Raw genomic sequence first — 23,479 nt, forward strand, 5'->3', positions numbered from 1 at the left:
TCAATAACTCACATAAACGTCGCTGAGGAGGGCAGCAGGCGCCGGTTCCGCGGCGGCACGTGCCGCCGTTACCGCAGCGACAATCGCGGCATCGATCTCCGCATCGATGGCATCGAGCTCGGCCGCGTCCAGCAAAGCGGCTTCCGTGACACGGCGACGGAAGGCCATAAGCGGATCGCTTTCCGCCCGCACCTTTTCCAGTTCCTGCTTGGATCGGTAGGTCTGCGGATCGCCGCAGTAATGGCCGTGATGACGCACACAGCGCGCCAAGATGAAGGTTGGGCCGGCACCGGACCGTGCTCGCGCGACCGCCTCTTCCATCGCAGCATGAACCGCGAAATAGTCGAGCCCATCGACCGTCATCGCCGGCATGCCGAAGCCGGCGGCGCGTGCCGCGATATCCTTGGTGCCGACGGCGTATTCGACGCCGGTTGCCTCGCCATAGCCGTTATTTTCGACCACGAACACCACCGGCAGCTTCAGCACCACGGCCATGTTCATGGCTTCGAACATGGTGCCCTGGTTCGATCCGCCATCACCGGTGAAGGAGACCGCGATCCGGTCCGTACCCAATGTCTTGGCCGTGAGCGCCGCGCCAACGGCGAGCGGCGGACTGCCGCCGACGATGGCATTGGCACCCAGCATGCCGCGATCGAGGTCGGCGATATGCATCGATCCGCCCTTGCCACCGCACAGGCCATCCGCCTTGCCGAAGATTTCCAGCATCATGCCTTCGACATCGCAGCCCTTGGCGATGCAATGGCCGTGGCCGCGGTGGGTCGAGCCGATATAGTCGCGGTCGTCGAGATGCTGGCACACACCAACGGCAATCGCTTCCTGCCCGCTATAGAGATGGACGAAGCCCGGGATCTCGCCATTCGAAAAGGCGCGGTCGACATTTTCCTCGAAGGTACGAATGGTACGCATTTGCCGATAGGCGGCGCGCAGCGTTTCGCGGTTCATCTGCATGGCATGCGCCTTTTCAGCTAGCGGCCGCGACGACCGGCGCCACGATCCCGGCGAGCATCGCACCGTCGACCGGGAGACCGGCGCCGTTCGTCATCGCCGCCTCATCGGAGGCAAGGAACAGGATCGCCCGCGCCACATCTTCAGGTCGTGCCAGCCGCCGCATGGGAATGAGTGGGGTGAGGGCGGCAAGCATCGCTTCGCGGCCGCCGATTGCATCAGCGAAGCCCTGGATCAGTTCCGAATCGACGAAGGTCGGATGCACCGAGTTGCAGCGGATCGGCAGACCGGCGGCCGCGCACGCCAAGGCGACACCCTTGGTCAGCTGCCGGACGGCGCCTTTGCTGGCGGCATAGGCGATCACGTCATCGCCGGCGATATTGCCGTAGAAGGAACAGATATTGACGATCGCGCCGCTATTCCCCTTCTCGCGCATCATGGCGACTGCCGCGCGGCAGCCAAGGAACGTGCCGGTGGCATTGACCGCCATCGTGCGATGCCAGATATCGACGGGTCCGTCGATCGTGTCGCCATTGCAGGCAATGCCGGCCGAGTTCACCAGAATATCGAGGCGGCCATAGGCGCCGTTCAGTTCATCGCCGACGGTGGCCCAATCGGTCTCGCTGGTAACGTCGAGTTTCAAGAAGCGACCGCCAAGATTGGCAGCGACGGATTTGCCTTTGGCCACATCGAGATCGCCGATGATCACCGAGGCGCCTTCGGCCGCGAACAGCCGCGCGGTTTCGCGCCCGATTCCCGACGCGCCACCCGTGACGAGGGCGATCTTGTCCTTCAGCCGACTCATATCCGTCCCCGTATTTGGCTTTCCGGGCTCTGTAGCCGGCCCGTTCGTGGGGGTGAGGATGCTGGCGCCCCACCCTGGCTGTCAATAAAAAATTGGCTGCCTGCCAATTTTTTGGCATTAAGCCAATTTATTGGCTGCAGGCATCGAGTGCCCTTGACGGGCCTATCCCTGCGTGGGAAACGGCGCCATCGGCATAGCGACCGATCAAAAGCCGCATAGGGGCGGAGAGGATTTGCCATGAAGACGCGCATCCGGGACGTCCGTCGCCGCGACATGCAGCGTGCGGCCTTCGACATCCTGGCCGAGGAAGGCTTCCACGGCCTGACCCTTGCCAAGGTCGCCGAGCGCCTCGGCATGTCGCGCGGCCTGCTGCACCATTACTTCGCCGACAAGGACGAGTTGCTGGAAGCCGCCGTGCGCTTCGGCAACCGCATGATCTCGGAAGATGTCGCCGAACGCCTGCGGCAATGCCGGACGCCACAGGAGCGGCTCGGCATCATCTTTGCCGGGAACTTCGATGAGTCGATCTACTTGGCGGAACGCGCGAAATACTGGGTTTCGTATTGCGCGCAAGCGACCTTCTCGCACCGCTTCAGCCGGCTGATCCGGATTCAGAACGCCCGCATGCACAGCAATCTGATGCATGAATTGAAGCAACTTACCGATGCGGCGCATGCCGCAGAAATCGCGGCAATCATCAGCATGCTGATGGACGGCATGTGGACCCGCATGGGTGTCACCGGCAACTATCCGGAAAAGCCTGCGGCCCTTGCCCTAGTGAACCAGACCCTCGCGGCGTTGCTGGCGCAGCGAGCCGCCTGAATGCGGTCGCGACCGCCCGGCGAAGACGACACAAGCACCGCCAGAGGCACATGACCGCATCGGCCGGATCGATTTCTGAAATCGATAAAATGCTGGCAATCCAACGCGCCCTTATCCACCAATGACATAGCTGATTTCGGGGGAATTTCCGCAGCTTAGCGGCCCTGTTTTTGCCCCATGACGCCCACGCATGGCTTGGAATCGAGGGGGCCACCCCCTATTCTAAGGTCATCTACCGGCAAGAAACCCGAGTCTGGCGCCTGACATATGGCGAAAGTCGGTTTTGCCGTCGATTTTGCCCAAGGAACGCGCGCCATGACCCAGGAAATCAAGACGAAAGTCCTCATCATCGGCTCCGGCCCGGCCGGCTATACCGCCGCGATCTACGCCGCGCGTGCGAACCTGAAACCAATCCTGGTCCAGGGCATCCAGCCGGGCGGGCAGCTCACCATCACCACCGATGTCGAGAACTATCCGGGCTTTGCCGACGTCATCCAGGGCCCGTGGCTGATGGAGCAGATGCAGAAACAGGCCGAGCATGTCGGCACCCAGACCATTTTCGACACGATCCTTGAGGTCGATTTCTCGCGCCGCCCGTTCCGTGCCGTGGGCGATTCCGGCGATACCTATGTCGCCGACACGCTCATCATCGCGACCGGTGCGCAGGCGCGCTGGCTGGGCCTTGAATCGGAAAAGAAGTTCCAGGGTTTCGGCGTCTCGGCTTGCGCCACCTGCGACGGCTTCTTCTTCCGCGAGAAGGAGGTCGTCATCGTCGGCGGCGGCAATACCGCGGTCGAGGAAGCGATCTATCTCACCAATCACGCCAGCAAGGTGACGCTGGTGCATCGCCGCGACCATTTGCGCGCCGAGAAGATCATGCAGGACCGCCTGTTCCGCAACCCGAAGATTGAGGTCGTCTGGAATTCGGTGGTCGAGGAAGTGGTCGGCACCAGCGATCCCGTCGGCGTGACGGGAGTCAAGGTGAAGAACATCGTCAACGGCGAGGTCTCGACCATCCCCGCCGACGGTTTCTTCGTCGCGATCGGCCATTCGCCGGCGACCTCGCTCTTCAAGGGCAAACTGGAATTGGATGGCGAAGGCTATCTCATCACCAAGCCGGACAGCACGGCGACCAACATCCCAGGCGTCTTTGCCGCAGGCGATGTGAAGGACAAGGTCTTCCGCCAGGCCGTGACGGCCGCCGGCATGGGCTGCATGGCGGCGCTCGAAGCCGAACGCTTCATCGCCGCCCACGAACATGAGACTGCACAAGCTGCCGAATAGGGCGAAGGCGGCTGCCAGACAGCGGCCGGGGGGCCGCTGACATAGCTTTGAAAGGGGACACCGGACATTGCGGACAACCGCCACCGGTGAAATCAGATGTCGATGGATTGGGACAAGCTCAGAATTTTCCACGCCGTGGCCGAGGCCGGCTCCTTCACCCATGCCGGTGAGGTGCTGAACCTCAGCCAGTCGGCTGTTTCGCGCCAGATCTCCTCGCTCGAGGAGAGCCTCAACGTCGCCCTCTTCCACCGCCATGCCCGCGGCCTCATCCTCACCGAACAGGGCGAATTGCTCTATCGCACCGCTCATGAAGTGTTCTCGAAGCTCGCGATGGCCGAAGCGCAATTGGCTGAATCGAAGGACCGCCCCAAAGGCCAGCTAAAGGTGACGGCGACGCAGGCTTTCGGCTCATCCTGGCTCACCCCCGTCCTGCTCGAATTCATCGACCTCTATCCGGATGTCGAGGTGGATCTGGTGCTGGAGGACCGCGAGCTCGATCTTTCGATGCGCGAGGCCGATGTCGCCATCCGCATGGCACCGCCACGCCAGCCGGAACTCATCCAGCGCCATCTGATGACGGTGCATCTCAACATCTATGCCGCGCCTTCCTATCTGAAGCGCCACGGCATTCCGAAAGTACCAGAAGATATCGACCAGCATCGGGTCATCGTCTACGGCAACGACATGCGCCCGCCGGTCGAGGATATCGATTGGCTGCTGCGTGCCGGCACCCGCAAGGACAAGCCGCGCCGGCCGATTCTGCGCGTCAATTCGGTCTACGCGATCCTGCGTGCGGTGCAGTCGGGCCTGGGGCTCGCGAGCCTGCCGGAATTCATGATCACGGAAGGGACCAGCCTCGTGCGCGTCCTCCCCGAACTCCAGGGTCCGCGCATCGACGCCTATTTCGTCTATCCGGAAGAGCTTCGCAATTCAAAGCGCATCCAGGTCTTCCGTGACTTCCTGTTGAGGAAAGTCGCCGAAAGCAAGATGCAGAGCTGAAGCGGCTCACCACCAACCGGGTTCGGCCGCATCCGCCCAATCGTCGAGTTCGAGGCGCGCCACCACGCTGATACCGCCCTTACCGTCGCCCTTCACCAACGCTGCCTCGGCATATCCGAGTTCAACCCCGGTGAGTTCGCGAAGTTGGGCATCGCTCCCGACAACGATCCTGTTCTTGCCGGCCGGTGCCGGCTCCGCCAACAAACGACGCACGAAATCGAGGTCGAACAGCCGCGGGTCGGTTTCCGCGGCACCGAAGGCAAGGATCGCCGTATCGCGCGTGCGGCACTGCGCGCTGGCGATCACCCGCTCGACGGGAATATGCAGGCGTCGCCAAAAGTCGCCGAGCTGCCGCGCCTGGTCCTGGCCCTCCGGTGTCAGATTGCGCTGATGGCTGCAATCGGCGAACTGGGCGGCGCTGGACCATCGATCAAGGTTCTCGCGCGGCCCGCCGCTGCGGGCCGCGTGCCGCAGATAGACGATATGCCCGCCCTCCTGCAGAGCGCGAATAGCCTGTGCTTCATCCAACTCTTCATCGATGGCCATTGCAGCGCAGGCCAGAGCGAGGACACCGGCAATGCCGGCGATACTGCGCAAGAGAGCGATTTGCCAAGTACGGGGCAGGCAGCGTCGTACCCAAATGGAAGTCGAACGCATGGACATCTCGGAAAAATCGGGCTCGCTTAAGCCCGTGTTCCTAGCCGAACGATGTGACCGCTGCCTGACACTTCGGGGTCAGATCTCCGAAATAGTGGATGGCGACCGCCCGCCGGCCAGCAAGGCGGCGGCCCGCGCATTCTTGCGCGCATCGTTGACGACGAGAATCGCATGCAGCGCCGCGATCATCCACAGGACGAAGCCTGGCGATCCGCCAAGGAAAAGGCTGAAGATGAACACAACCCAGGCCAGGACATAGATGAGGAGGTTGAGAATGGCCTGGAAAATTTTCCCATACAGCAAGAGCGCCAGCGGCGGAAAGACGAGGGCGACAAGGTAGATCATTGAAAGCAGCTCCCGCGATGTCAGGTATTGGCGCCCTCTAAAGATAGGATTGGGCGATCCGCTGGCAATGCCAGGGTTACCGCAAGCACGCGTTATCGCGCCCGCAAAAGCGGCACCGCAATGCAGCAATTTCAGGCATTTCTGCCCTTTCGCGACATGCACGTCGCGCCTTGCAAACCCTGCCGACTCGCTAGAGAAATCCCGGTGCAACAGTGCTTGCGCTGTCAGAAACCCGCGAAAGGTGCAATCACGGGGCCTGCGACAGATTCGCACGAGCTCACATTCCGCGATGCAGCATTGATGATAACTATTTGAAATATTTGATATCAAGCGATATGCAGTCGCTGCATAACCCGTCTGTGAATTTGACTCTGGTGGGCTCGGGCAAATCCTCTATTCTGCGCCCGTGCCGGTCAGCCACACTGTTGCACAAAAGAGACAGGGGTCCGATTAATCCCCGGGGTGGTTGAAATGGTCACGATGGCGCCATATTTGGCTGACAGAGTGATCCGGTAACGAGTTTCGAAGCGATAGCTTCACATTGAATTCGGGCGCGATGCCCGGATGGGGTCTTCGGACCCTACGTCTCCCAGACGTAAAGCCTCCCTGTTTAACTTGCCGGGCCCTTGTGGCCCGGCGATTTTCTTTTGGGCCGGCATCTTGGACACTTTCGGTCGGATCGCCCCGAGCCGGCTGGGGACTTTATCCCTGTCTGAATTTCCGGACGCTGTCCTTCGGCTCTGCACTGGTGGGGCGCCAGGATCCGGGTACACTCGCAACATCATGGGCAGTTGGTTCCGTCTCGTCGGCACGCAGATCGATTCCAGCCTGACCTCCCCACGTCTCCGCCAATTGCTGGACTATTGGCGACGACTTGCCGGGGAAGGCGTGCCCTTCCGCACCCAAATCGAACCGGCCGACTTAAAGCCGCTGCTACCCTACCTGATGCTGGTGGATCTGACGCCTGAGCCTTTGCGCGTGTTCTACCGGCTGGTGGGAACCGAGGTCGTCCGCTTCACGGGACTGGAGATCACCGGACGCTATCTCGATGAGATTGAACTCGACAAATTTGCCGAAGACGATCTGCTCTCATTCTATCGGCAGGTGCGGGATCATCGGCAGCCCGGCGCCGGCATCGCGGAATACGAGATCCAGGGCAAGCGCGCCCTGCGGACGGAATACGTCATTTGTCCCCTGCTGGATACCGAGGGGGCTCTTTCAAAATGCATCGTGCTGGAAGATTTCCAACTCGGCCAAGACATCACGCTCGATATCTTGCCGATCGCCAGATTGCGCTGACCGGCTTTCAATTCCGCCAGAAATTCTCAGTGCAGCTGCCAATCCTTGATGGCGGCGGCAATCAGCTCATCCATCGTCTTTTCGGCAGCAAGATCCTGCATGGCCTTGGCGAGCTTTCCGCGCAACGCGCCGCTGTTGCAGGCGGATTTGTGCGACAGCGTCAGATAGAGATCCTCGTTGCTGATCGCGTTTTCCGCTTCCTTGAGATCGGTAATACCGAGCCTCGCCGCAAAGGCACGGGCTGGTGCATCCTCATAGACCAGATAGTCGACCCGATGGTGCGCCACCATCTGCAGCGCGTTGTCGAGCTTGGCCACTTCCTCGATCGTCAGACTCTGCTCGGCAAATCGATCAAAGGCTTCGCCGAAACTGTTGTTGACGACGGTGACGCCTTTCTTGCCCACCAAATCCGACCATTCCTTGTAGCCGAACGAGGCACCCGGTGCGGTTATCACCACCGAACGTGTCGTCGCGATGATGGGATGGACATAGTCCATATAATCGAGCCGTTCGCGGGTCAGAAACGCACCTGCGATGAGATCGATGCGGCCGCTGCGCATCTCCTCCTGCACGCGCGCCCACGAGCCGATATAGCGCATTTCGATCGGCAAGCCGATTCGCTCGGACAATTTCCGCATCAAGGCGGCATTGGCACCGACCAGGTGTGCGCCGTCGCTGCTGTCGCGCCACAGATAGGGTGGATATTCCGGATTGCCCGACGCGATTAGCTTGGCACAGGCGGCACGCGCCGGCGCAGGACCGAGAGCGGCACCGATAGCAACGACGCAGGCAAGCATGAGAGGCAGACTTGCCACGCAATGTCTGCCCCGGGATTGACGCTCGATCATCTTACCCCCATCGGATTGACGCGCGATTGTAGCAATTTCCCGTCGCAGGGTGCAGCGCCAATCGCGTTTGGCGCCTCAGTGCAGTGCAAGATAAGCCCCAGATGACCTGATTTCTCAGCCCGTGATTGCATTGCGAGCGCTGCTGCCAAGTCTGGGTAGCATTGCGCGGATCGCGCTGGCACCGGATTCACGCTTCAGGCACTGTGCGCCCGACATCAAAGGGGCAGCATCGCGTGAACACCCATACGGAAGACAATATCAACTGGCGCAATCTTATCGCCGCCTGCGCGGCCGTGTGCGTCTTCGCCTTTTCGCTGGGAGAGATGTTCCCCCTTCTCGCCCTTACCATGCGCAGTTGGGGCGTCAGCGAGACTGTGAATAGCCTCAACGCCGCGATGGCACCGGTCGGTATTCTCATCGCCGGCCTGATCATCCCGAAGCTGTCGCACAGCTTCGGCGCCAAGCCCGTCGCCATCGTTATGGCCCTCGCCACCGCGACCGTCTTCCTGCTCTATCCCACTTTCCCCAGTCTGCTCGCTTGGTTTCCGCTCCGCTTGGCGCAGGGCGTCTTCGTCGCCACCCTCTTTGCCTTGAGTGAAGCCTGGGTGCTCGCCAATGCATCGGGTCGCGCCCGCGGGCGCGTCGTCGGCATCTATGCGACCTGCATTTCAGCGACCTTCGGTGTCGGCCCCATCATCGTCGCCTGGACCGGTATCGGCAGCTATCTGCCCTTCATCATCGGGGCGGTCGTCCTGTGCCTGGCGACGATCCCGATTTCACGCGTGTCGACCGATGCCACCGGCGGCAATGAAGACGACCCGCACGTCTCGATCTTCGCCTTCTTTGCGAAGGCGCCGCTGTTGCTGGTCGCCATCGGCGTCCACGCGATGTTCGACGGCGGCATGCTGGCCCTTCTCGCTGTCTACGGCGCGCAGATGGGCATGAGCGAGAGAGTTGCCGCCCTCACCATCACCGCCCTTTCCTTAGGCAACGTCTTCTTCCAGATTCCGATCGGCTGGATCGCCGATCATACCTCGAAGCGCAAGACGATGATCGGCTGCTTCCTGGTTGCAGCACTGTGTCTCGCGCTGCTCCCGTTTGCCATCACCACGATCTTCGTCTGGCCGCTCATATTGGTCAGCGGTGCCGCCGGCTTTGGCATTTACACGGTCGGTCTCTCCGAACTCGGCGACCGCTTTCGCGGCCCCGATCTCATTGCCGGCACCTCGGCCTTTTCCACCATGTGGGGATTTGGCGCCCTGCTCGGCTCCGTCATTTGCGGCGCCGCCATGGATCTCTTCGGACCGCACGGTTTCCCCGCCGTACTGTTCGCAGTCTTCGTGGTTTTCATCGCCGCGCAGGCAGTACGCAGCTACCGCCAAGCCGGGCGGGTCGTCGCCTAGGCGCAAACCGAAAGACTCTTCGTTTCCGCCCCAGAATTCATTCTGCGGACGCAGTGGATCTGGTCAGTTGGGTCAGGCGCTCTTCACGCCTTCCAGGAAGTCCTGCACATAGCGGCGCAGCTCATCCGACTTTTGCGTCAGCTCCTTGGCGGCGCTCAGCACCTGCTGCGCCGCGACGCCGGTCATGTCCGCCGCTTGATTGACCCCGGAAATGTTGGAGTTGACCTGGTTGGTCCCGTCCGCAGCTTCCTGGACATTGCGCGCGATTTCCTGGGTCGCGGCACCTTGTTCCACCACCGCCGAAGCAATGGTACCGACGATCTCGTTGATGCTTGAAACGGTTCCGGCGATTGAACGGATGGCGCCTACCGCTTCCGAAGTGGCGCTCTGCACGGCCTGAATCTGGCCGGCGATCTCGTCGGTCGCATTGCCTGTCTGGGTAGCAAGGTTCTTCACCTCGCTTGCCACCACCGCAAAGCCTTTGCCGGCGTCCCCCGCGCGCGCCGCTTCGATGGTCGCGTTGAGGGCCAGAAGATTGGTCTGCCCGGCGATGTCGTTGATAAGCTGCACGACGGCACCGATCTTGTCGGCTGCCGCGTAAAGTCCTTCGACCAGCTTATTCGTGGCTTCGGCTTGGGTCGCCGCGTCACTGGCGATGCGCGAACATTCATTGACTTGGCGCGAGATCTCGGCGACCGACGCATTCAATTCTTCTGTGGCCGATGCCACCGTCTGCACGTTGGTCGTCGCTTCAGCCGAAGCCGTCGCCACGGCACCAGCCCGGGCCGAGGTGTCGCTCGCCGTTTCGGTCATCGAGTTGGCGGTACCCTGCATGCGTTCGGCGGCGCTGGCGACGGTCTCCAGGACACCGCTCACCGCGGCCTCGAAATCGTGGGTCAGGCTGTTGATGCGCTTGGCACGTGCCTCCCGCCGCTCCTGTGCCGCCGTTTCCCGGGCTGCAAGGTCGCGCGCCTGGATCATGCCGTCCTTGAAGACGCTGACGGCCTGCGCCATGGCCCCAATCTCGTTCCTGAGTTCGGTATCCGGCACCGCGACCTCAAGATTGCCGGTCGACAATTCTTCCATCACCTTCGTCATGCGCGCGATGGGGCGCGAGGTGACGCGGATGACCCAGAAGGCGATGCCGGAACCAGCGCCGAGGCCCACCACGAGCAGCACCAGCATGACGATCTCAAGATTGCGCGCCGAATTGAGCGCGCTGCTGCCGTCCTCGGACAGCAAAGTCAGCTGCCGGTCGACAAGGCCACCGCGCCGGACACCATCTTCGCCACGCGGGCCCGAAAGAAGATCGAGAATCTGGTTGGCCTGCGGCGTCACAGTGCCGTTGAGCTGTTCCTGCGCCAGATTCCAGGATGGCGACTTGCGGATCTCGATCATCTGCGCCGGCAGGGGCGTGAACTTGTCGTAGTTGGACTTCAGCGTATTGAAGGCCGATTTCTGCCCGACGGTGAAGAGTGCCTGCATCTTCTCGATGGTCTTGAGGCGGCTCCCCGTCACTTTGAAATTCTTGTCGAACTCCTTCTGGAATTGCTCGTTGCCCGTCATCACCAGGGCACGCAAGGATGCTTGTGCGAGCGAGAAGGCGTTGCGCAAATCGGAAAGGGCGATGAGCAATTCCTTGCGCTCTTCCGTGGCGGCTTGCGCGAATTCCTCATTCATCATGCCGGAGACGCTCTTGACGATGGTTTGAATGAGCTTCTCGCCCTGCTCATTCATCAGCTTCAAGGCCGGCTGTTCGTCCTGGCTGTTGGCCAGCGCTTCGACCTTGCCTTGCGCCTCGGCAAAACTCACCAGCAGTTTCTTGACGGCGTCCCAGTCATTGCGGTCGGCGGCGTTCTGCCAAGTGGCGGCCAGCGCGTCGACCTGCTTGACGTTGGCCTTGATCTGCACCCAGACGTCGGCTCTGTCACTCTTGAAGGTCTCGTTGCCGGTCAGCATCCAGTCGCGCAAGGCCGTCAGTGAATTCTGGACATTGCCGACCAGAGCATTCCCGCCGATCGTCGTCGGCAGCCGTTCCGCTACCATGCGCTGGGTGATGTCGGCGCTGCTGCGCACCTGCCAGAAATTGACGGCGATCACGAAGACAAGCAGCGCGGAAACGCTGCTGAATCCCAGCAGCAGCCAAGTGCGGATATGAACGTGCGCCAGCCACTCGATCATCAGTTCACAGACCTTCCGGTTGCAATTGCAAGTCGGGTCACGACGCTAGCCGCAAATGATTAACAGAGTTTATTCCTGACAGCCGCCCACTTATCTTTCGACATATTTCAACGCTAAGCCGACACACCACTAGCCTGAAAGCGCCGCTGGATGCATTTGGGACCGACAGGCTCTTTCCTTTGAAGATATCACCATCATGTGTCCCAGAACTTGATCCAGCCGGAAACCGTGAGCGTATCGTGGAGTCAACTTATAAAGTGATCCCCCAATGTCTCTGTATGAATTCGGCCGATCCGTGCGTCAGCACCGAGATATCGCGCTTACCGACATCAACAAATACCCGGCGCTTGCCGACGCCCTCGAAACATGGCTGCAAGCGCGCGGGTCGCGTGCGCCCCGTTCGATCGACCCGATCGCCCTGCCAAAGGGTCTTCTGCCCTACGTGATGCTGCTTGACCTCGAGGAAGCACCGCTAAGGCTCAGGGTAAGGCTGGCGGGAACCGCAGTCTGCGCGAAATATGGTGGAGAATTGAAGGGCCGGACGACGGATGATTTCTTCGAGCCGGCCGACGCTCGTCACGTCGTCGACGCGGCGCTCACGGTTGCGCGGCTCGGCCTGCCGAGCCTCGCGGAAAGGACCTATGTCAACCTCGACGGCAGCCTTTGGTCCTATGTCAGGTTGATCGCACCGCTGTCTCGGGATGGTCAGAAGATTGACAGTTTCTTCAAGGTCCTAGATCCGGACACCTTGCGGCAGCAAGTCTAAGCCGCTGGCCTCACATCGGGACCATAGGCACGCAGAAACACCTCGACAGCGCCCTCGACGACAGTATCGGTCCGGAGCGTTTCCGGATCGTCGCCAAGACCTAGCAGGAATGGCATGTAAAGAGGACCGCGCACCATCGAGCAGAATTGATCGGACGCCAGCCGCGCGTTCTCAATTTTCAGCAGCCCCTTTTGCTGGGCCTCCAAGAGATAGTTGGCGAGCAGGCGTTTGAAAGTGCGCGGCCCGATATCGTAATAGCTCCGCGCCAGCTCGGGAAAACGGGGACCTTCCGCCACGATGACGCGGTAGACGGCCAATGTACGCGGGGCGGTGAGGAAGCCGGCGATCGAATAGCCGATGCGGGTCAAAGCCGCGCGCATGTCGGGGGCGTCACGCACCTCCGGCATGACGTTCTCGGCATAGGAGAGGCAGGCTGCCCGCACGATGGCGATGAACAGCTGCTCCTTGCTTTGGAAATGGGCATAGACCGTGGCCTTCGACACACCGGCCGCCTTGGCCACCTGATCCATGCTGACGGCGGCAAAACCATGCTCGGTGAAGAGCTTGGAGCCCGCCTCCATGACCTGGGCCGCTTTTTGCGGCAGCTCCTCGCCGGTCTCTGGGTCGCGCGGGTGCTGGAAGCAGCTTCCGGCGGGATCAGTTTCGGCGAGTGTGGCAATTTGGCTGGTCATGCGGCTCATTCTCAAAAACTAAACTGATCGGTTCAGTTTACCCTTGACAGATAATCTAGGGCAAGCCATTTTCAATGAAAATTGAACTGGACAGTCTAGTTCAACACTTGAAAAGGGGCGATTCCGGCGGTCGAAAAGGGCCTTTCCGGGCCCCTTCCGGCACGAATTTGAATGAGGAATCACCCCATGCGCAAGCTCATCCTGCGATCCGTCGTCAGCCTCGCCGCCCTCGCCGCGGTGTCGGGCGGCTGGTATTGGTGGCAGACGGCGCGCTTCATCGAATCGACCGACAATGCCTATGTCGAAGGCGACATCTCGATCATCAGCCCCCGCATCGAGGGCTATGTGGCGACCGTGGCCGTCGGTGACAATCAGGCCATCCGTGCGGGCGACGTGCTGATCACCATCGAGGATTCCGACTTCCGCGCCAAGGTCGCGCAGTCGGAAGCCAATGTCGCCGGCGCCGAGGCGAGCCTCGCCACGATCGACAGCCAGATCACCTATCAGAACGCCCGCATCGCGCAGATGGTGGCGGCGCAAGGCTCGGCCGGCGCCGAGCTCAACCGTGCCAAGCAAATGTACGACCGCTACAAGAAGCTGGTCTCAGGCAAGATCATCGGCACGCAGGAAATGGACGACGCCACCGCCGACAAGCTGAAAGCCGAAGCCGAATCGAGCCGCATCAACGCCGAGCTGGTGGCCGAACGCGCGCAGATCGGCGTCCTCAATGCCAACCGTGCCGAAGCGGTCGCCAAGCTGGCCGAAGCGAAGGCCGCCTTGATGCTGGCGCAGAACGATCTGGAAAAGACCGTCATCCGCGCGCCGATCGACGGCGTCATCGGCAACCGGGCCGTCCGCGTCGGCCAGTTCGTGAGCCCCGGCACGCAGCTTCTGTCGCTGGTTCCCAACGACGTCCATGTCGTCGCCAACTTCAAGGAGACGCAGATCGGCCACATGCAGCCGGGCCAGAAGGTGAAGGTCGAGATCGACGCCTATCCGGGCCAGGAACTGACCGGCACGATCGACAGCTTCTCGCCGGCCTCGGGCGCCGAGTTCAGCCTGCTGCCGGCGGAAAACGCCACCGGCAACTTCACCAAGATCGTGCAGCGCGTGCCCGTGCGCATCGCCCTGCCGGAAAATTCGCCCCTACACGGTCTGCTGCGCCCCGGCCTTTCGGTCGAGGTGGCAGTCGATACCGGCAGCGTCGCGGCCCCCACGCTGGCGCAGGCCGGTGGCTGGCTCTTCGGTGCGGCCAACGCCGCACCGAAGGCCAAGCAGCCGGAATAAGCGCCGAAACGCCGGACCCGCAGAATCATGGAAAGGCCGCTGACGAGGCGCGACTGGATCGGCTTCATGATCATGGTCGTCGGCATGTTCATGGCGATCCTGGACATCCAGATCGTATCGAGTTCGATCGCCGACATCCAGGCGGGCCTCGCTGCCAGTTCGGATGAAGCGAGCTGGGTGCAGACCTCGTATCTCATCGCCGAAGTGGTGATGATTCCGCTGTCCGGATTCCTGACGCGCCTCCTGTCGACACGCATTCTTTTCACGGTGTCGGCGGCGGGATTCACCCTCACCAGCATGCTGTGCGCGCTGGCCTGGGATATCAATTCGATGATCATATTCCGGGCCCTGCAGGGCTTTATCGGCGGCGCGATGATCCCCACCGTGTTCGCGGCCTGCTACACGGTCTTTCCGCCCTCGAAGCGCAACATGCTGTCGGTGCTGATGGGCCTCGTCGCCACCATGGCGCCGACCCTGGGGCCGACCTTGGGCGGCTATATCACCGAGATTTCGAGTTGGCATTGGCTGTTCCTCGCCAACCTGCTGCCCGGCGCCATCGTCACCGTGGCGGTCTGGACCCTGGTCGATTTCGACAAGCCGGATTGGTCGCTGCTGCCGGGCTTCGACTATCTGGGCCTGACACTGATGGCGCTTTTCCTCGGCAGCCTGGAATTCGTGCTGGAAGAAGGCCCGCGCGACGATTGGTTCGACGACGACACGATCTTCACCTTCGCCATCATCGCGGCCGTCGCCGGCATCTTTTTCGTCTGGCGCGTTCTTTCCTATCGCCAGCCGATCGTCGACATCCGTGCCTTTGCCAACAGAAACTTCCTGATCGGCTCGACCTTCAGCTTCATCATCGGCATCGGCCTCTATGGGTCGACCTATCTGATGCCGCTGTTCCTGGGGCGGGTGCGCGATTACACGGCACTCGACATCGGCATCGTCATGTTCGTGACCGGCACCTTCCAGTTCATGTCGGCGCCGATTGCCGGCCGCCTGGCCAGTGTCCTGGATCCGCGCCTGATGCTGGCCTTCGGACTCGGCATGTTCGGCCTCGGCACACATCTGCAATCGCTGATGACGGCGGATTGGGGCTTCTGGGAATTCTTCATTCCGCAGGCCTGCCGCGGTTTCGCGCTGATGTTCCTGTTCATCCCGATCAATGCCGCAGCCCTCGGCACGCTGCCGCCGGAGCGCATCAAGAATGCGAGCGGCCTTTACAATCTGATGCGCAATCTGGGCGGCGCCATCGGCCTTGCCGCCATCAACACGGTATTGAATGACCGCATGGCGCTGCATTGGACACGGCTGGTCGAGAACATGCCGTCCGGGAATCCGGTCGTGCAGAGCTTCCTGGAGAACGCCCGCCACGGCATCGCCGGCATGATGGGCGGCATGACCGATAATGCAGCCATCAAAATGCTGGCCAACACGGTCTATGTGCAGGCGGAAGTGCTGACGATGGCCGACGCGCAATATCTGCTGAGCGCGATCTTCCTCAGCGCCATCATCCTGGTGCCGATCCTGAAGCGCCCGCGTGGCGCACCGGCCGCGGCCGATCACTGATCGCGCCGATTTCAGGGATAAAGGTTTTCCAGCACCAGAAACCAGGGGCGGTCGCGGTTCGTGTCGAGCCGGCCATCGGCCCCGAGCAGCCGTTTCGAGCGCGTCACCGAATTGCGCACATTGCCGCCGATCGATTCCAGTTCGTTTGATGAGACCGAAACGACGATATCGCAATGGAGCGTCGCACCGGTTGGAACCTGATCGTAGCGGTCGATCTTCTGCCCGGCCCGGGTCGCGCAGATGAGATCACCCGGTCGTGGCGTATAGTCGGCCGGCGGATGCGGCCGCCAATGACCCTTGCCGGCACTGTCGATGGCCGAGCGCAGATAGTGGGCGTGTGTCGCCGTCGGCGGCATTTCCCCATCCGGCACGCCCGCCTTCGCCATGATCCAGGATATGAACGCAGCCGACCAAGGCTTGTCGCCGTCATAGCCCGTCCAATCCGTGCCGACCGCCCGCCAGTATTCAGCGACGCGCGCGGAGCCGGCCCTGTCATCTTCCCAGAGCCCAACCGGATCGATGATTTCGTGGCCGTCCGCCGCGCGGTAGATCACCTGGCTACCGAACGCATGCCACTCCTGGACGGCAAGGCGCAGGATGTTGCCGCGCACCTCCTGCGGTGGCGCCAGGACCCGTGGCGGCAGCGAAGCGGCACAGGCGGTCACTAGCAGCGAGAGAAGAAGCGGCAGTAGATATCGCAAGGGGCGCATTGTCATTCGGTCAGGCGGTTGGGATCAGTAGGCACATTGAGCTTCAAGAGCAACCGTCGCACTATAGCGGTACGCATCGCGCTCCTTCCACCGCCCGGAAAGCCGCCCATCTTATGAAGATCCGCCTCATCGCTCTCGGCCGTGCCAAGGCCGGCCCAGAGAAATCGCTGGTCGAGACCTATGTGAAGCGCCTGCCCTGGCCGGTCGAAATCGTCGAGCTTGAGGCCAAAAAGGGCCTTGCCGGTGCTGAGCTGATGGCGGCGGAAGCGGACCTCATTGAAAAGGCCCTGCAGGCCAAGGGGGCTGCCAGTCGCGTCATCATCGCACTCGATGAGCGCGGACAGAATTTGGCGAGCCGCGATTTTGCCAAGAGGATCACGGCGCTGGGCAACCAGGGCTATAGCGAGCTGACTTTCATCATCGGCGGTGCCGACGGCCTTTCCCCTACGATCCGCGACAAGGCCGGGCTCTTGCTGTCGTTCGGCGCCATGACCTGGCCGCACATGCTGGTCCGGGTCCTGCTGATGGAGCAGATCTACCGTGCCCAGACGATCATTGCCGGGCATCCCTATCATCGGGATTGAGCGGCCTTTCCCGCATCCTCCATGCCCCGTCCCATTCGTCATGCCCGGGCTTGAGCCGGGCATCAGCCCACAACTGAAGAACAGAGCCCAGTCGCCCCTGATCCCCGGGCCAAGCCCGGGGATGACGAATGAGGGGTTTGCGGGAGCTCAATCAACTGAAATAATTGACAAATATCCACCCATCCGAGCCTCCTGCCACCGTCAACGCACTGGCGAAACAGGCCGGTTCGGGTTACATCTCTTGGTGATGCAACGCTTTCAGTGACGAGCCCCTGCCCGATGACCGACAAACGCCCGAAGCCCGTGATCCTGTGCATTCTGGATGGTTGGGGGCATCGGCACGCGCATGAAGACAATGCCGTGGTCCTCGCCGACACGCCGAACTGGGACCAGATGACCAGCACCTACCCCTGGAGCCTGGTCGACGCCTCGGAGCTCTATGTCGGCCTCCCTGAAGGGCAAATGGGGAATTCCGAGGTCGGCCATATGAACCTCGGCGCTGGGCGCGTGGTGATGCAGGATTTGCCGCGCATCGACCGCGCCATCGCCGACGGATCAATCGCCAAGATTCCGGAACTGGAAAAATTCGTCGCCAAGATGCGCGCCAGTAAAGGCGACGTGCAGTTGATGGGCTTGCTGTCGCCGGGTGGGGTGCATTCGCACCAGGACCATATGGTGGCATTGTGCAAGATTCTGTCGGCCGCCGGCATCGGCGTCGTCGTGCACGGCTTCCTTGATGGGCGCGATACGCCGCCGCAAAGCGCCAAGGGCTTCGTCGCCGATTTCGAGGCGAAGATCGCGCATCTTCCGAATGTGCGCATCGGCACGCTGGGCGGACGCTATTACGCGATGGATCGCGACAAACGCTGGGACCGCGTGACGCTGGCCTATGATGCCTTTCACGGCGAGGCACCGCGCGTTGCCACAGCGCAGGCCGCCATCGACGAAGGCTATGCGCGCGGCGAAACGGACGAGTTCATCAAGCCGACCCTCATCGGCAATTTCCCGGGCTTCCGAAACGGCGACGGGCTGCTGATGGCCAATTTCCGCGCCGACCGCGCGCGGCAATTGCTGACCACGCTCATCGATCCGGCTTTCAAGGATTTTCCGAGACGGAAAGTGACGAGCTTTGCCGCGATCCTGGGCATGGTCGAATATTCGGCCGAGCTCGCCAAGCTGATGCCGTGCCTGTTCCCGCCCGTCGAACTGACGCGGACATTGGGCGAGATCATCGCCGATCATGGCATGAAGCAACTGCGCATGGCGGAGACCGAGAAATATGCGCACGTGACCTTCTTCTTCAATGGCGGCGAGGAAGCACTCTTTCCCGGCGAAGAACGCATCCTGGTGCCGAGCCCCAAGGTCGCGACCTATGATTTGCAGCCGGAAATGTCGGCCTATGAACTGACCGACAAGCTGGTCGAGGCGATCAAATCAGATGCGTTCGACCTCATCGTCGTCAACTACGCCAATGGCGACATGGTCGGGCACAGCGGCAATTTGCAGGCGGCGATCAAGGCCGTCGAAGTCGTCGATGAATGCCTGGGCCGCGTGCGCGATGCCACGGTCGCACAAGGCGGCGCGCTCCTCATCACCGCCGACCACGGCAATTGCGAGATGATGAAGGACCCGGTGACCGGCGAGCCGCACACCGCGCATACCCTCAACCGCGTGCCGTTCATCCTGGTCAACGCACCGGAATGGGCACACAAGCTCAATGACGGGCGACTGGCCGATGTGGCGCCGACCATTCTCGCCCTCCTGGGTATTACGCAGCCCAAGGAAATGACCGGCCATTCGCTGGTGGCGGACGCTGTGCCGCAAGCCGGTGCGGCCGCGCATTGAACGTGAGCCGTAGCATTCTCCGGCTTGGCGCCGCGCTGCTCATCGCGGCGGGGACGGCGCATGCCGTCCGTGCGCAGGAAGCGGAAACCCCGCAACCGGGCGAATTGGAGAATGTCCAAAAGGAACTGGAATCCGGCCAGAAGAAAGCCGCCGAGCTGGAGAAGACGGCGGCGGCTCTCGACCGGGAAGTCTCCGACCTGCAGACGGCCCTCATCTCCGCCGCCGCCGATGTGCAGCGGCGTGAGCGTGAGGTGACGGAGATCGAGAATACGCTGGCAACGCTTGCGGAATCCGAGCACGACAAGGAACAAGCGCTGACCAGGGGGCGCGGCGATCTGGCTGCAACCCTCGTCGCCTTGCAGCGCTTATCCACCATGCCACGCCAAGCGCTGTTCTTTGCGCCCGAGAAGCCCATCGACATGGCGCGGTCGGCGAGGCTCCTCAGCCTCACGACACCGGTCCTCGACGCCCGCGCCCGCGCCCTGCAAAGCGAGCTCAACGAGATCAAGGAACTGCGCCAGGAGATGGCGCGGCGGCGCGACGACCTCACGGCGGCGCTGGCCAAATTGGCCGGGGACAATAAGCGGCTTTCCGATCTTGTCGCCAAGAAGTCAGGCTTGCGCCAGTCGACCCTGGCGGAGACCGAGGCCGCCAAACAGCGGCTGCAGCGCCTGGCCGACCAGGCAAAGAATCTGCAGGATCTGATCTCGCGCCTGGAACAGACCGAGGCGGAAAACCCGACTGAGGGCGATGAAACGGCGGGGGCCGATGCCGAGTCTGCCCAGTCCGGGGGTGGGTCCGAGACCCAGGTTGCGGCCCTGGACCCGGCAGCAGCCGAAAAGAAGCGAAGCTTCAAGAAACCGGCCGATTTGGCACCTTTCCCCAAGAAAATCAGCAGGCTGACAGCCCCGGTCAGCGGCAAGCTGGTAACCAAATTCGGTGCGCCGACCGATACGGCCGGCAGCATGAAGGGAATCGAGGTCGAAACCCGGCCCGGCGCCCAAATTGTGGCCACATTTGATGGCCAGATTGTGTTCGAAGGCCCTTTCCGCGGCTATGGCCAAATATTGATCATCGAGCATGCGGGTGGGTATCATACGATTTTGGCGGGCCTGGACCGGGTGGTGGTCGAGGTCGGCCAGTGGCTGAAAGCCGGCGAACCGATCGGTCGCATGGGCGCAGCCGGAAAATTGGAAACGACGCAAGCGGCCGAATCGGGCACCGATGGAGCCGCGGGCGGTATGGGAGATGGGCGGCCTCGGCTTTATGTAGAACTGCGCCATAACGGCCAGCCATTCGATCCGGCGCCGATTTTCGATAAAAACAGCAACTGAAGGTCATCCAAGCACATGTTCCGCCAATCGCTCCTCGTCGCCACCGCACTCGCGGCCGGCATGCTCATCGGCACCCTGGCCTTCGCGCCGCATCTCGTGCAGGCGGAATCGACCGCCACCACGACGGACAGCCCGCCGGTCAACACCTATGAACAGCTCAATCTGTTCGGCGAAGTGTTCGAGCGCGTGCGCGCCGCCTATGTGGAACCGGTGAAGGACGACCAGTTGGTCGAAGCCGCCATCAACGGCATGCTGACCTCGCTCGATCCGCATTCGAGCTATATGAATGCCAAAGAATACCAGGACATGCAGGTGCAGACGAAGGGCGAGTTCGGCGGCCTCGGCATCGAAGTGACCATGCAGGACGGGCTCATCAAAGTGGTGACGCCGATGGACGACACGCCCGCCGCCAAGGCCGGCATGCAGCCCGGCGACCTCATCGCCCAGATCGACGGCCAGCCGGTGCAGGGCCTCTCGCTCAATGAAGCGGTCGAGAAGATGCGCGGCGAGGTTGGCAGCAGCGTTACCCTCACCGTGCTGCGTGGCGACCAGGACCCGTTCGACGTTTCGCTGAAGCGCGCCGTCATTCAGCTGAAGTCCGTGCGCTGGGAGCTTGAGGACGGCAATATCGGCTATGTCCGCATCACCTCGTTCAGCGAAAAGACCGACAGCGGCCTGCGCGACGCGGTCGACCAGTTGAAGAAAGCGACCAAGGGCGAGTTGGCCGGCCTGGTGCTGGACCTGCGCAACAATCCGGGCGGCTTGCTCGATCAGGCCATCGCGGTTTCCGACGATTTCCTGGAAAAGGGCGAAATCGTCTCGACGCGCGGCCGCGACCCCAACGACGCGCAGCGCTGGAATGCCGAAAGCGGCGACATCATCGGCGACAAGCCGATGATCGTCCTCATCAACGGCGGCTCGGCCTCGGCCTCGGAAATCGTCGCGGGCGCACTGCAGGACCATGCCCGGGCTGTCCTCATCGGTACGAAGTCGTTCGGCAAGGGTTCGGTGCAGTCGATCATGGCCATTCCGGGCCACGGCGCGATGCGCCTCACCACCGCGCGCTATTACACGCCGTCGGGCCGGTCGATCCAGGCAACCGGCATCGACCCCGATATCAAGGTCGAACAGGCCAAGATCGAGAAGCTCGGCGCCGAGAACCGGCCGCATGAAGCTGACCTCAAAGGTGCCCTTGCCAACCCCGGCAATGGGGAATCCAACGGGGGCGAGCCTCAGGAAGGCAAGAAGGAAGAGACGCCGGCCCCGCAGGCGGACGCGACCGATACCAAGAAGGACGGTGCGAAGAAGGAAGACACCACCCCCTTCGTCGGTTCGGAGCGTGAGCAGATTGCGCGGCCCGACGAAGATTTCCAGCTGGCGCGCGGGCTCGACCTGTTGCGCGGCCTCGCCCTCATCCAAGGGAAATCGGCGACGGCCAACTAGGCCGCACCCCGGACGGGTTGACGCGCGACATGCGCGCGACACGAGATGAGCCCGGCCCCGACGATCCCTTCGCACCGGTCGCTGACCGGCGCGGGTCCTGGATCGGCGGGCCGGGCTTCATCTTTTTCGTGCTGCTGGTGCTGATCGGCGCCGGCAGTGCCATCTATTTGCAGGCGACCGGACAATTGGGATCAATGCTCGCCCAAGGCGGGCAAATGATCCATCTGGGGACCACGCCAGCACCCCTCGACAGCAGCACGCCCGAGAATGGCGGCGATCTGCAGAGCATGGTCGCGGCACCGAGCGACGCACCGTCGGCACCGGTCAAGCCCCTGGTGCTGACGCCGATGAGCCCCGCGCAACTTATCGCGAAGCGGCCGCCGCCACGCTCTCTACGGCTGCCGGTCGGCGAGTTCGACCAGCCGCCGGTGAAACGTTTCGCACGGCCTGCTTTGTTCCTGGGTGAGAAGCCCCGGGTCGGCGTGCTGGTGGTGGGGCTCGGCCTCAACCGCGGCATCACGGCAGCAGCCATCGCCGACCTGCCGCCGGAAATCAGCCTGAGTTTCAGCCCCTATGCCGCGGAGCTCCCGGCCTGGATCGATGCCGCCCATGCCTATGGCCACGAGGTGCTGCTCGATTTGCCGCTGGAGCCACGCAACTATCCGCAGGACGATCCGGGCCCGCTGGGTCTCCTGACCGCGCTCAACAAGGAGGAAAATCTCCGCCGCCTGGCCGAACTGTTGAAGGAGTCCGACGGGGTGGCCGGGGTGGCGACGCAGTTCGGCGACCGGTTCCTCGGCGATGCCGATGCGTTGCGTCCGATCCTCTCCGAGATCGGCCAGCGGGGCCTCGGTTTCGTGGCGACAGTGCCGGAGCCAAGTCTCCCCGCCTTGGCCGCCGGGATCAGCGACGCGCCGCTGCTGACACGCATCGATCGTGCCTTTCCGCAGGACGCCTCCCGGCAGACGCTCGCTGCCGAGATCGAGGCGCTGCTCGGCAATGCGCGCGCGCAAGGACGGGCACTCGCCGTCATTCCATCCTATCCCGCCTCGCTTGCGGCCTTGACGACGCTTGCCGGTGCCGCCAAGGATCGCGGCATGGCGCTCGTCCCGGCGAGCGCTTTCCTGCAGCAGAAATAAGGCCCTGCCCCATGAGCAGCATGACGGACGCCGAGATCGACCAGCTTCCTTACCGCAAGGGCGTTGGCATCGTGTTGCTCAACGGCCGAGACGAGGTTTTCGTGGCCCAGCGCCTCGACAGCCCGGAACCGGCCTGGCAGATGCCGCAGGGCGGGATCGACAAGGGCGAGGAACCGCTCGCCGCCGCCTGGCGTGAGCTCTATGAGGAAACCGGCGTCAAATCCGCCGTGCTGCTGGAGGAAACCGCCGACTGGCTGCGCTACGACCTGCCGCGGGAGATCGTGCCGCATATCTGGAAGGGGCGCTATCGCGGGCAGAAGCAGAAATGGTTCGCCTTCCGCTTCACCGGCAATGACAGCGAGATCAACATCAATGGCGAGCATCCGGAATTCAGCGACTGGCGCTGGGCCGAGCTGCGCCGGACCCCGGACCTCATCGTCGCCTTCAAACGCCCGCTCTATGAGCAGGTGGTGAAGGCTTTCGCGCATCTGGTCGGCTGAA

At 62.4% G+C, this 23,479-nt stretch carries 22 protein-coding genes; 14 read left to right on the plus strand and 8 right to left on the minus strand.

All coding sequences use genetic code 11. From position 1 onward, the window contains the following. Together ACE3PP_RS09940 and ACE3PP_RS09945 are read right to left on the minus strand one after the other, a co-directional pair. The gene (locus ACE3PP_RS09940; protein ID WP_374381307.1) at positions 1-969 is read right to left on the minus strand and encodes a thiamine pyrophosphate-dependent dehydrogenase E1 component subunit alpha; all 969 of its coding nucleotides are present in this window, start codon (positions 967-969) and stop codon (positions 1-3) included. Positions 970-982: 13 nt separating this feature from the next. Beyond that, positions 983-1,771 (minus strand): SDR family NAD(P)-dependent oxidoreductase, encoded by a 789-nt coding sequence (locus tag ACE3PP_RS09945; protein WP_374381310.1) that lies wholly within the window; start codon positions 1,769-1,771, stop codon positions 983-985. 237 nt (positions 1,772-2,008) lie between these two features. On the opposite strand from ACE3PP_RS09945, the gene betI reads away from it, so the two are divergent. From betI to ACE3PP_RS09960, 3 genes are all read left to right on the plus strand, one after another. Next, positions 2,009-2,593: a transcriptional regulator BetI gene (gene betI, locus ACE3PP_RS09950; protein WP_374381313.1), complete on the plus strand. Its 585-nt coding sequence runs from the start codon at positions 2,009-2,011 to the stop codon at positions 2,591-2,593. Between the two features lie 315 nt (positions 2,594-2,908). Then, complete coding sequence (gene trxB / locus ACE3PP_RS09955) at positions 2,909-3,877, plus strand: thioredoxin-disulfide reductase (protein WP_374381387.1); 969 nt, start codon at positions 2,909-2,911, stop codon at positions 3,875-3,877. A 102-nt stretch (positions 3,878-3,979) separates the two neighbouring features. After that, entirely contained in the window at positions 3,980-4,876 is an 897-nt protein-coding gene (locus ACE3PP_RS09960) for a LysR family transcriptional regulator (RefSeq protein ID WP_320501002.1), read from the plus strand. 6 nt (positions 4,877-4,882) lie between these two features. Here the strand turns inward: ACE3PP_RS09960 and ACE3PP_RS09965 are convergent, their stop codons facing one another. Beyond that, a complete protein-coding gene (locus tag ACE3PP_RS09965) occupies positions 4,883-5,533 on the minus strand; it encodes a histidine phosphatase family protein (protein ID WP_374381316.1) in 651 nt (216 codons plus the stop codon). A gap of 78 nt (positions 5,534-5,611) precedes the next feature. After that, on the minus strand, positions 5,612-5,878 hold the full coding sequence (locus ACE3PP_RS09970; protein ID WP_374381319.1) for a hypothetical protein: 267 nt from the start codon (positions 5,876-5,878) through the stop codon (positions 5,612-5,614). A gap of 783 nt (positions 5,879-6,661) precedes the next feature. Here ACE3PP_RS09970 and ACE3PP_RS09975 point away from each other — a divergent pair. Continuing rightward, the gene (locus tag ACE3PP_RS09975; protein WP_374381321.1) at positions 6,662-7,177 is read left to right on the plus strand and encodes a PAS domain-containing protein; all 516 of its coding nucleotides are present in this window, start codon (positions 6,662-6,664) and stop codon (positions 7,175-7,177) included. A gap of 26 nt (positions 7,178-7,203) precedes the next feature. Here ACE3PP_RS09975 and ACE3PP_RS09980 read toward each other — a convergent pair whose 3' ends face one another. Then, positions 7,204-7,992, minus strand: a complete 789-nt coding sequence (locus tag ACE3PP_RS09980) for a substrate-binding periplasmic protein (RefSeq protein ID WP_374381324.1) — start codon at positions 7,990-7,992, stop codon at positions 7,204-7,206. Positions 7,993-8,258: 266 nt separating this feature from the next. Here ACE3PP_RS09980 and ACE3PP_RS09985 point away from each other — a divergent pair, with 266 nt between their 5' ends. Beyond that, positions 8,259-9,428, plus strand: coding sequence for an MFS transporter (locus ACE3PP_RS09985; protein ID WP_374381327.1), 1,170 nt, complete (start codon positions 8,259-8,261; stop codon positions 9,426-9,428). Positions 9,429-9,500: 72 nt separating this feature from the next. Here the strand turns inward: ACE3PP_RS09985 and ACE3PP_RS09990 are convergent, their stop codons facing one another. Continuing rightward, on the minus strand, positions 9,501-11,609 hold the full coding sequence (locus tag ACE3PP_RS09990) for a methyl-accepting chemotaxis protein (protein ID WP_374381330.1): 2,109 nt from the start codon (positions 11,607-11,609) through the stop codon (positions 9,501-9,503). A gap of 268 nt (positions 11,610-11,877) precedes the next feature. On the opposite strand from ACE3PP_RS09990, the gene ACE3PP_RS09995 reads away from it, so the two are divergent. Continuing rightward, entirely contained in the window at positions 11,878-12,375 is a 498-nt protein-coding gene (locus ACE3PP_RS09995; protein WP_374381333.1) for a PAS domain-containing protein, read from the plus strand. Here the strand turns inward: ACE3PP_RS09995 and ACE3PP_RS10000 are convergent. Further along, entirely contained in the window at positions 12,372-13,067 is a 696-nt protein-coding gene (locus ACE3PP_RS10000) for a TetR/AcrR family transcriptional regulator (RefSeq protein WP_374381336.1), read from the minus strand. The genes ACE3PP_RS09995 and ACE3PP_RS10000 overlap by 4 nt on opposite strands. A 186-nt stretch (positions 13,068-13,253) precedes the next feature. On the opposite strand from ACE3PP_RS10000, the gene ACE3PP_RS10005 reads away from it, so the two are divergent. Together ACE3PP_RS10005 and ACE3PP_RS10010 are read left to right on the plus strand one after the other, a co-directional pair. Then, positions 13,254-14,354 (plus strand): HlyD family secretion protein, encoded by a 1,101-nt coding sequence (locus tag ACE3PP_RS10005; RefSeq protein WP_374381339.1) that lies wholly within the window; start codon positions 13,254-13,256, stop codon positions 14,352-14,354. Between the two features lie 27 nt (positions 14,355-14,381). Further along, positions 14,382-15,923: a DHA2 family efflux MFS transporter permease subunit gene (locus tag ACE3PP_RS10010; RefSeq protein ID WP_374381342.1), complete on the plus strand. Its 1,542-nt coding sequence runs from the start codon at positions 14,382-14,384 to the stop codon at positions 15,921-15,923. Positions 15,924-15,934: 11 nt separating this feature from the next. Here the strand turns inward: ACE3PP_RS10010 and ACE3PP_RS10015 are convergent, their stop codons facing one another. After that, complete coding sequence (locus ACE3PP_RS10015) at positions 15,935-16,624, minus strand: DUF2272 domain-containing protein (protein WP_374381345.1); 690 nt, start codon at positions 16,622-16,624, stop codon at positions 15,935-15,937. A gap of 122 nt (positions 16,625-16,746) precedes the next feature. Between ACE3PP_RS10015 and rlmH the strand changes: the two genes are divergently transcribed. The 6 genes from rlmH to ACE3PP_RS10045 all read left to right on the plus strand — a co-directional run bounded on the left by rlmH (position 16,747) and on the right by ACE3PP_RS10045 (position 23,478). Beyond that, entirely contained in the window at positions 16,747-17,217 is a 471-nt protein-coding gene (rlmH, locus tag ACE3PP_RS10020) for a 23S rRNA (pseudouridine(1915)-N(3))-methyltransferase RlmH (RefSeq protein WP_374381348.1), read from the plus strand. Between the two features lie 279 nt (positions 17,218-17,496). Next, positions 17,497-19,062 carry a 2,3-bisphosphoglycerate-independent phosphoglycerate mutase gene (gene gpmI, locus ACE3PP_RS10025; protein ID WP_374381351.1) on the plus strand — a complete coding sequence of 522 codons (1,566 nt, stop codon included), beginning with the start codon at positions 17,497-17,499 and terminating at the stop codon, positions 19,060-19,062. A 2-nt stretch (positions 19,063-19,064) separates the two neighbouring features. Beyond that, positions 19,065-20,396, plus strand: a complete 1,332-nt coding sequence (locus ACE3PP_RS10030; protein ID WP_374381354.1) for a murein hydrolase activator EnvC — start codon at positions 19,065-19,067, stop codon at positions 20,394-20,396. Positions 20,397-20,411: 15 nt separating this feature from the next. Next, the gene (locus tag ACE3PP_RS10035) at positions 20,412-21,839 is read left to right on the plus strand and encodes a S41 family peptidase (protein WP_374381357.1); all 1,428 of its coding nucleotides are present in this window, start codon (positions 20,412-20,414) and stop codon (positions 21,837-21,839) included. A gap of 29 nt (positions 21,840-21,868) precedes the next feature. Then, complete coding sequence (locus tag ACE3PP_RS10040; protein ID WP_374381359.1) at positions 21,869-22,978, plus strand: divergent polysaccharide deacetylase family protein; 1,110 nt, start codon at positions 21,869-21,871, stop codon at positions 22,976-22,978. A gap of 11 nt (positions 22,979-22,989) precedes the next feature. Then, a complete protein-coding gene (locus ACE3PP_RS10045; RefSeq protein WP_374381362.1) occupies positions 22,990-23,478 on the plus strand; it encodes an RNA pyrophosphohydrolase in 489 nt (162 codons plus the stop codon). Position 23,479 lies beyond the last annotated feature (1 nt).

The sequence above is a fragment of the Dongia sp. genome (genome assembly GCF_041910485.1).
GTDB lineage: Bacteria > Pseudomonadota > Alphaproteobacteria > Dongiales > Dongiaceae > Dongia.

Excerpts from the sequence above, each read along its gene's own strand:
- ACE3PP_RS09975 (WP_374381321.1), top strand. The coding sequence starts at position 6,662 with ATGGGCAGTTGGTTCCGTCTCGTCGGCACGCAGATCGATTCCAGCCTG.
- ACE3PP_RS09995 (WP_374381333.1), top strand. The coding sequence starts at position 11,878 with ATGTCTCTGTATGAATTCGGCCGATCCGTGCGTCAGCACCGAGATATC.
- ACE3PP_RS10000 (WP_374381336.1), bottom strand. The coding sequence starts at position 13,067 with ATGACCAGCCAAATTGCCACACTCGCCGAAACTGATCCCGCCGGAAGC.
- ACE3PP_RS09970 (WP_374381319.1), bottom strand. The coding sequence starts at position 5,878 with ATGATCTACCTTGTCGCCCTCGTCTTTCCGCCGCTGGCGCTCTTGCTG.
- ACE3PP_RS09965 (WP_374381316.1), bottom strand. The coding sequence starts at position 5,533 with ATGCGTTCGACTTCCATTTGGGTACGACGCTGCCTGCCCCGTACTTGG.
- rlmH (WP_374381348.1), top strand. The coding sequence starts at position 16,747 with ATGAAGATCCGCCTCATCGCTCTCGGCCGTGCCAAGGCCGGCCCAGAG.
- ACE3PP_RS09940 (WP_374381307.1), bottom strand. The coding sequence starts at position 969 with ATGCAGATGAACCGCGAAACGCTGCGCGCCGCCTATCGGCAAATGCGT.
- trxB (WP_374381387.1), top strand. The coding sequence starts at position 2,909 with ATGACCCAGGAAATCAAGACGAAAGTCCTCATCATCGGCTCCGGCCCG.
- ACE3PP_RS10005 (WP_374381339.1), top strand. The coding sequence starts at position 13,254 with ATGCGCAAGCTCATCCTGCGATCCGTCGTCAGCCTCGCCGCCCTCGCC.
- betI (WP_374381313.1), top strand. The coding sequence starts at position 2,009 with ATGAAGACGCGCATCCGGGACGTCCGTCGCCGCGACATGCAGCGTGCG.
- ACE3PP_RS10035 (WP_374381357.1), top strand. The coding sequence starts at position 20,412 with ATGTTCCGCCAATCGCTCCTCGTCGCCACCGCACTCGCGGCCGGCATG.
- ACE3PP_RS09960 (WP_320501002.1), top strand. The coding sequence starts at position 3,980 with ATGGATTGGGACAAGCTCAGAATTTTCCACGCCGTGGCCGAGGCCGGC.
- ACE3PP_RS09945 (WP_374381310.1), bottom strand. The coding sequence starts at position 1,771 with ATGAGTCGGCTGAAGGACAAGATCGCCCTCGTCACGGGTGGCGCGTCG.
- ACE3PP_RS10040 (WP_374381359.1), top strand. The coding sequence starts at position 21,869 with ATGCGCGCGACACGAGATGAGCCCGGCCCCGACGATCCCTTCGCACCG.
- ACE3PP_RS09990 (WP_374381330.1), bottom strand. The coding sequence starts at position 11,609 with ATGATCGAGTGGCTGGCGCACGTTCATATCCGCACTTGGCTGCTGCTG.
- ACE3PP_RS10010 (WP_374381342.1), top strand. The coding sequence starts at position 14,382 with ATGGAAAGGCCGCTGACGAGGCGCGACTGGATCGGCTTCATGATCATG.
- gpmI (WP_374381351.1), top strand. The coding sequence starts at position 17,497 with ATGACCGACAAACGCCCGAAGCCCGTGATCCTGTGCATTCTGGATGGT.
- ACE3PP_RS10045 (WP_374381362.1), top strand. The coding sequence starts at position 22,990 with ATGAGCAGCATGACGGACGCCGAGATCGACCAGCTTCCTTACCGCAAG.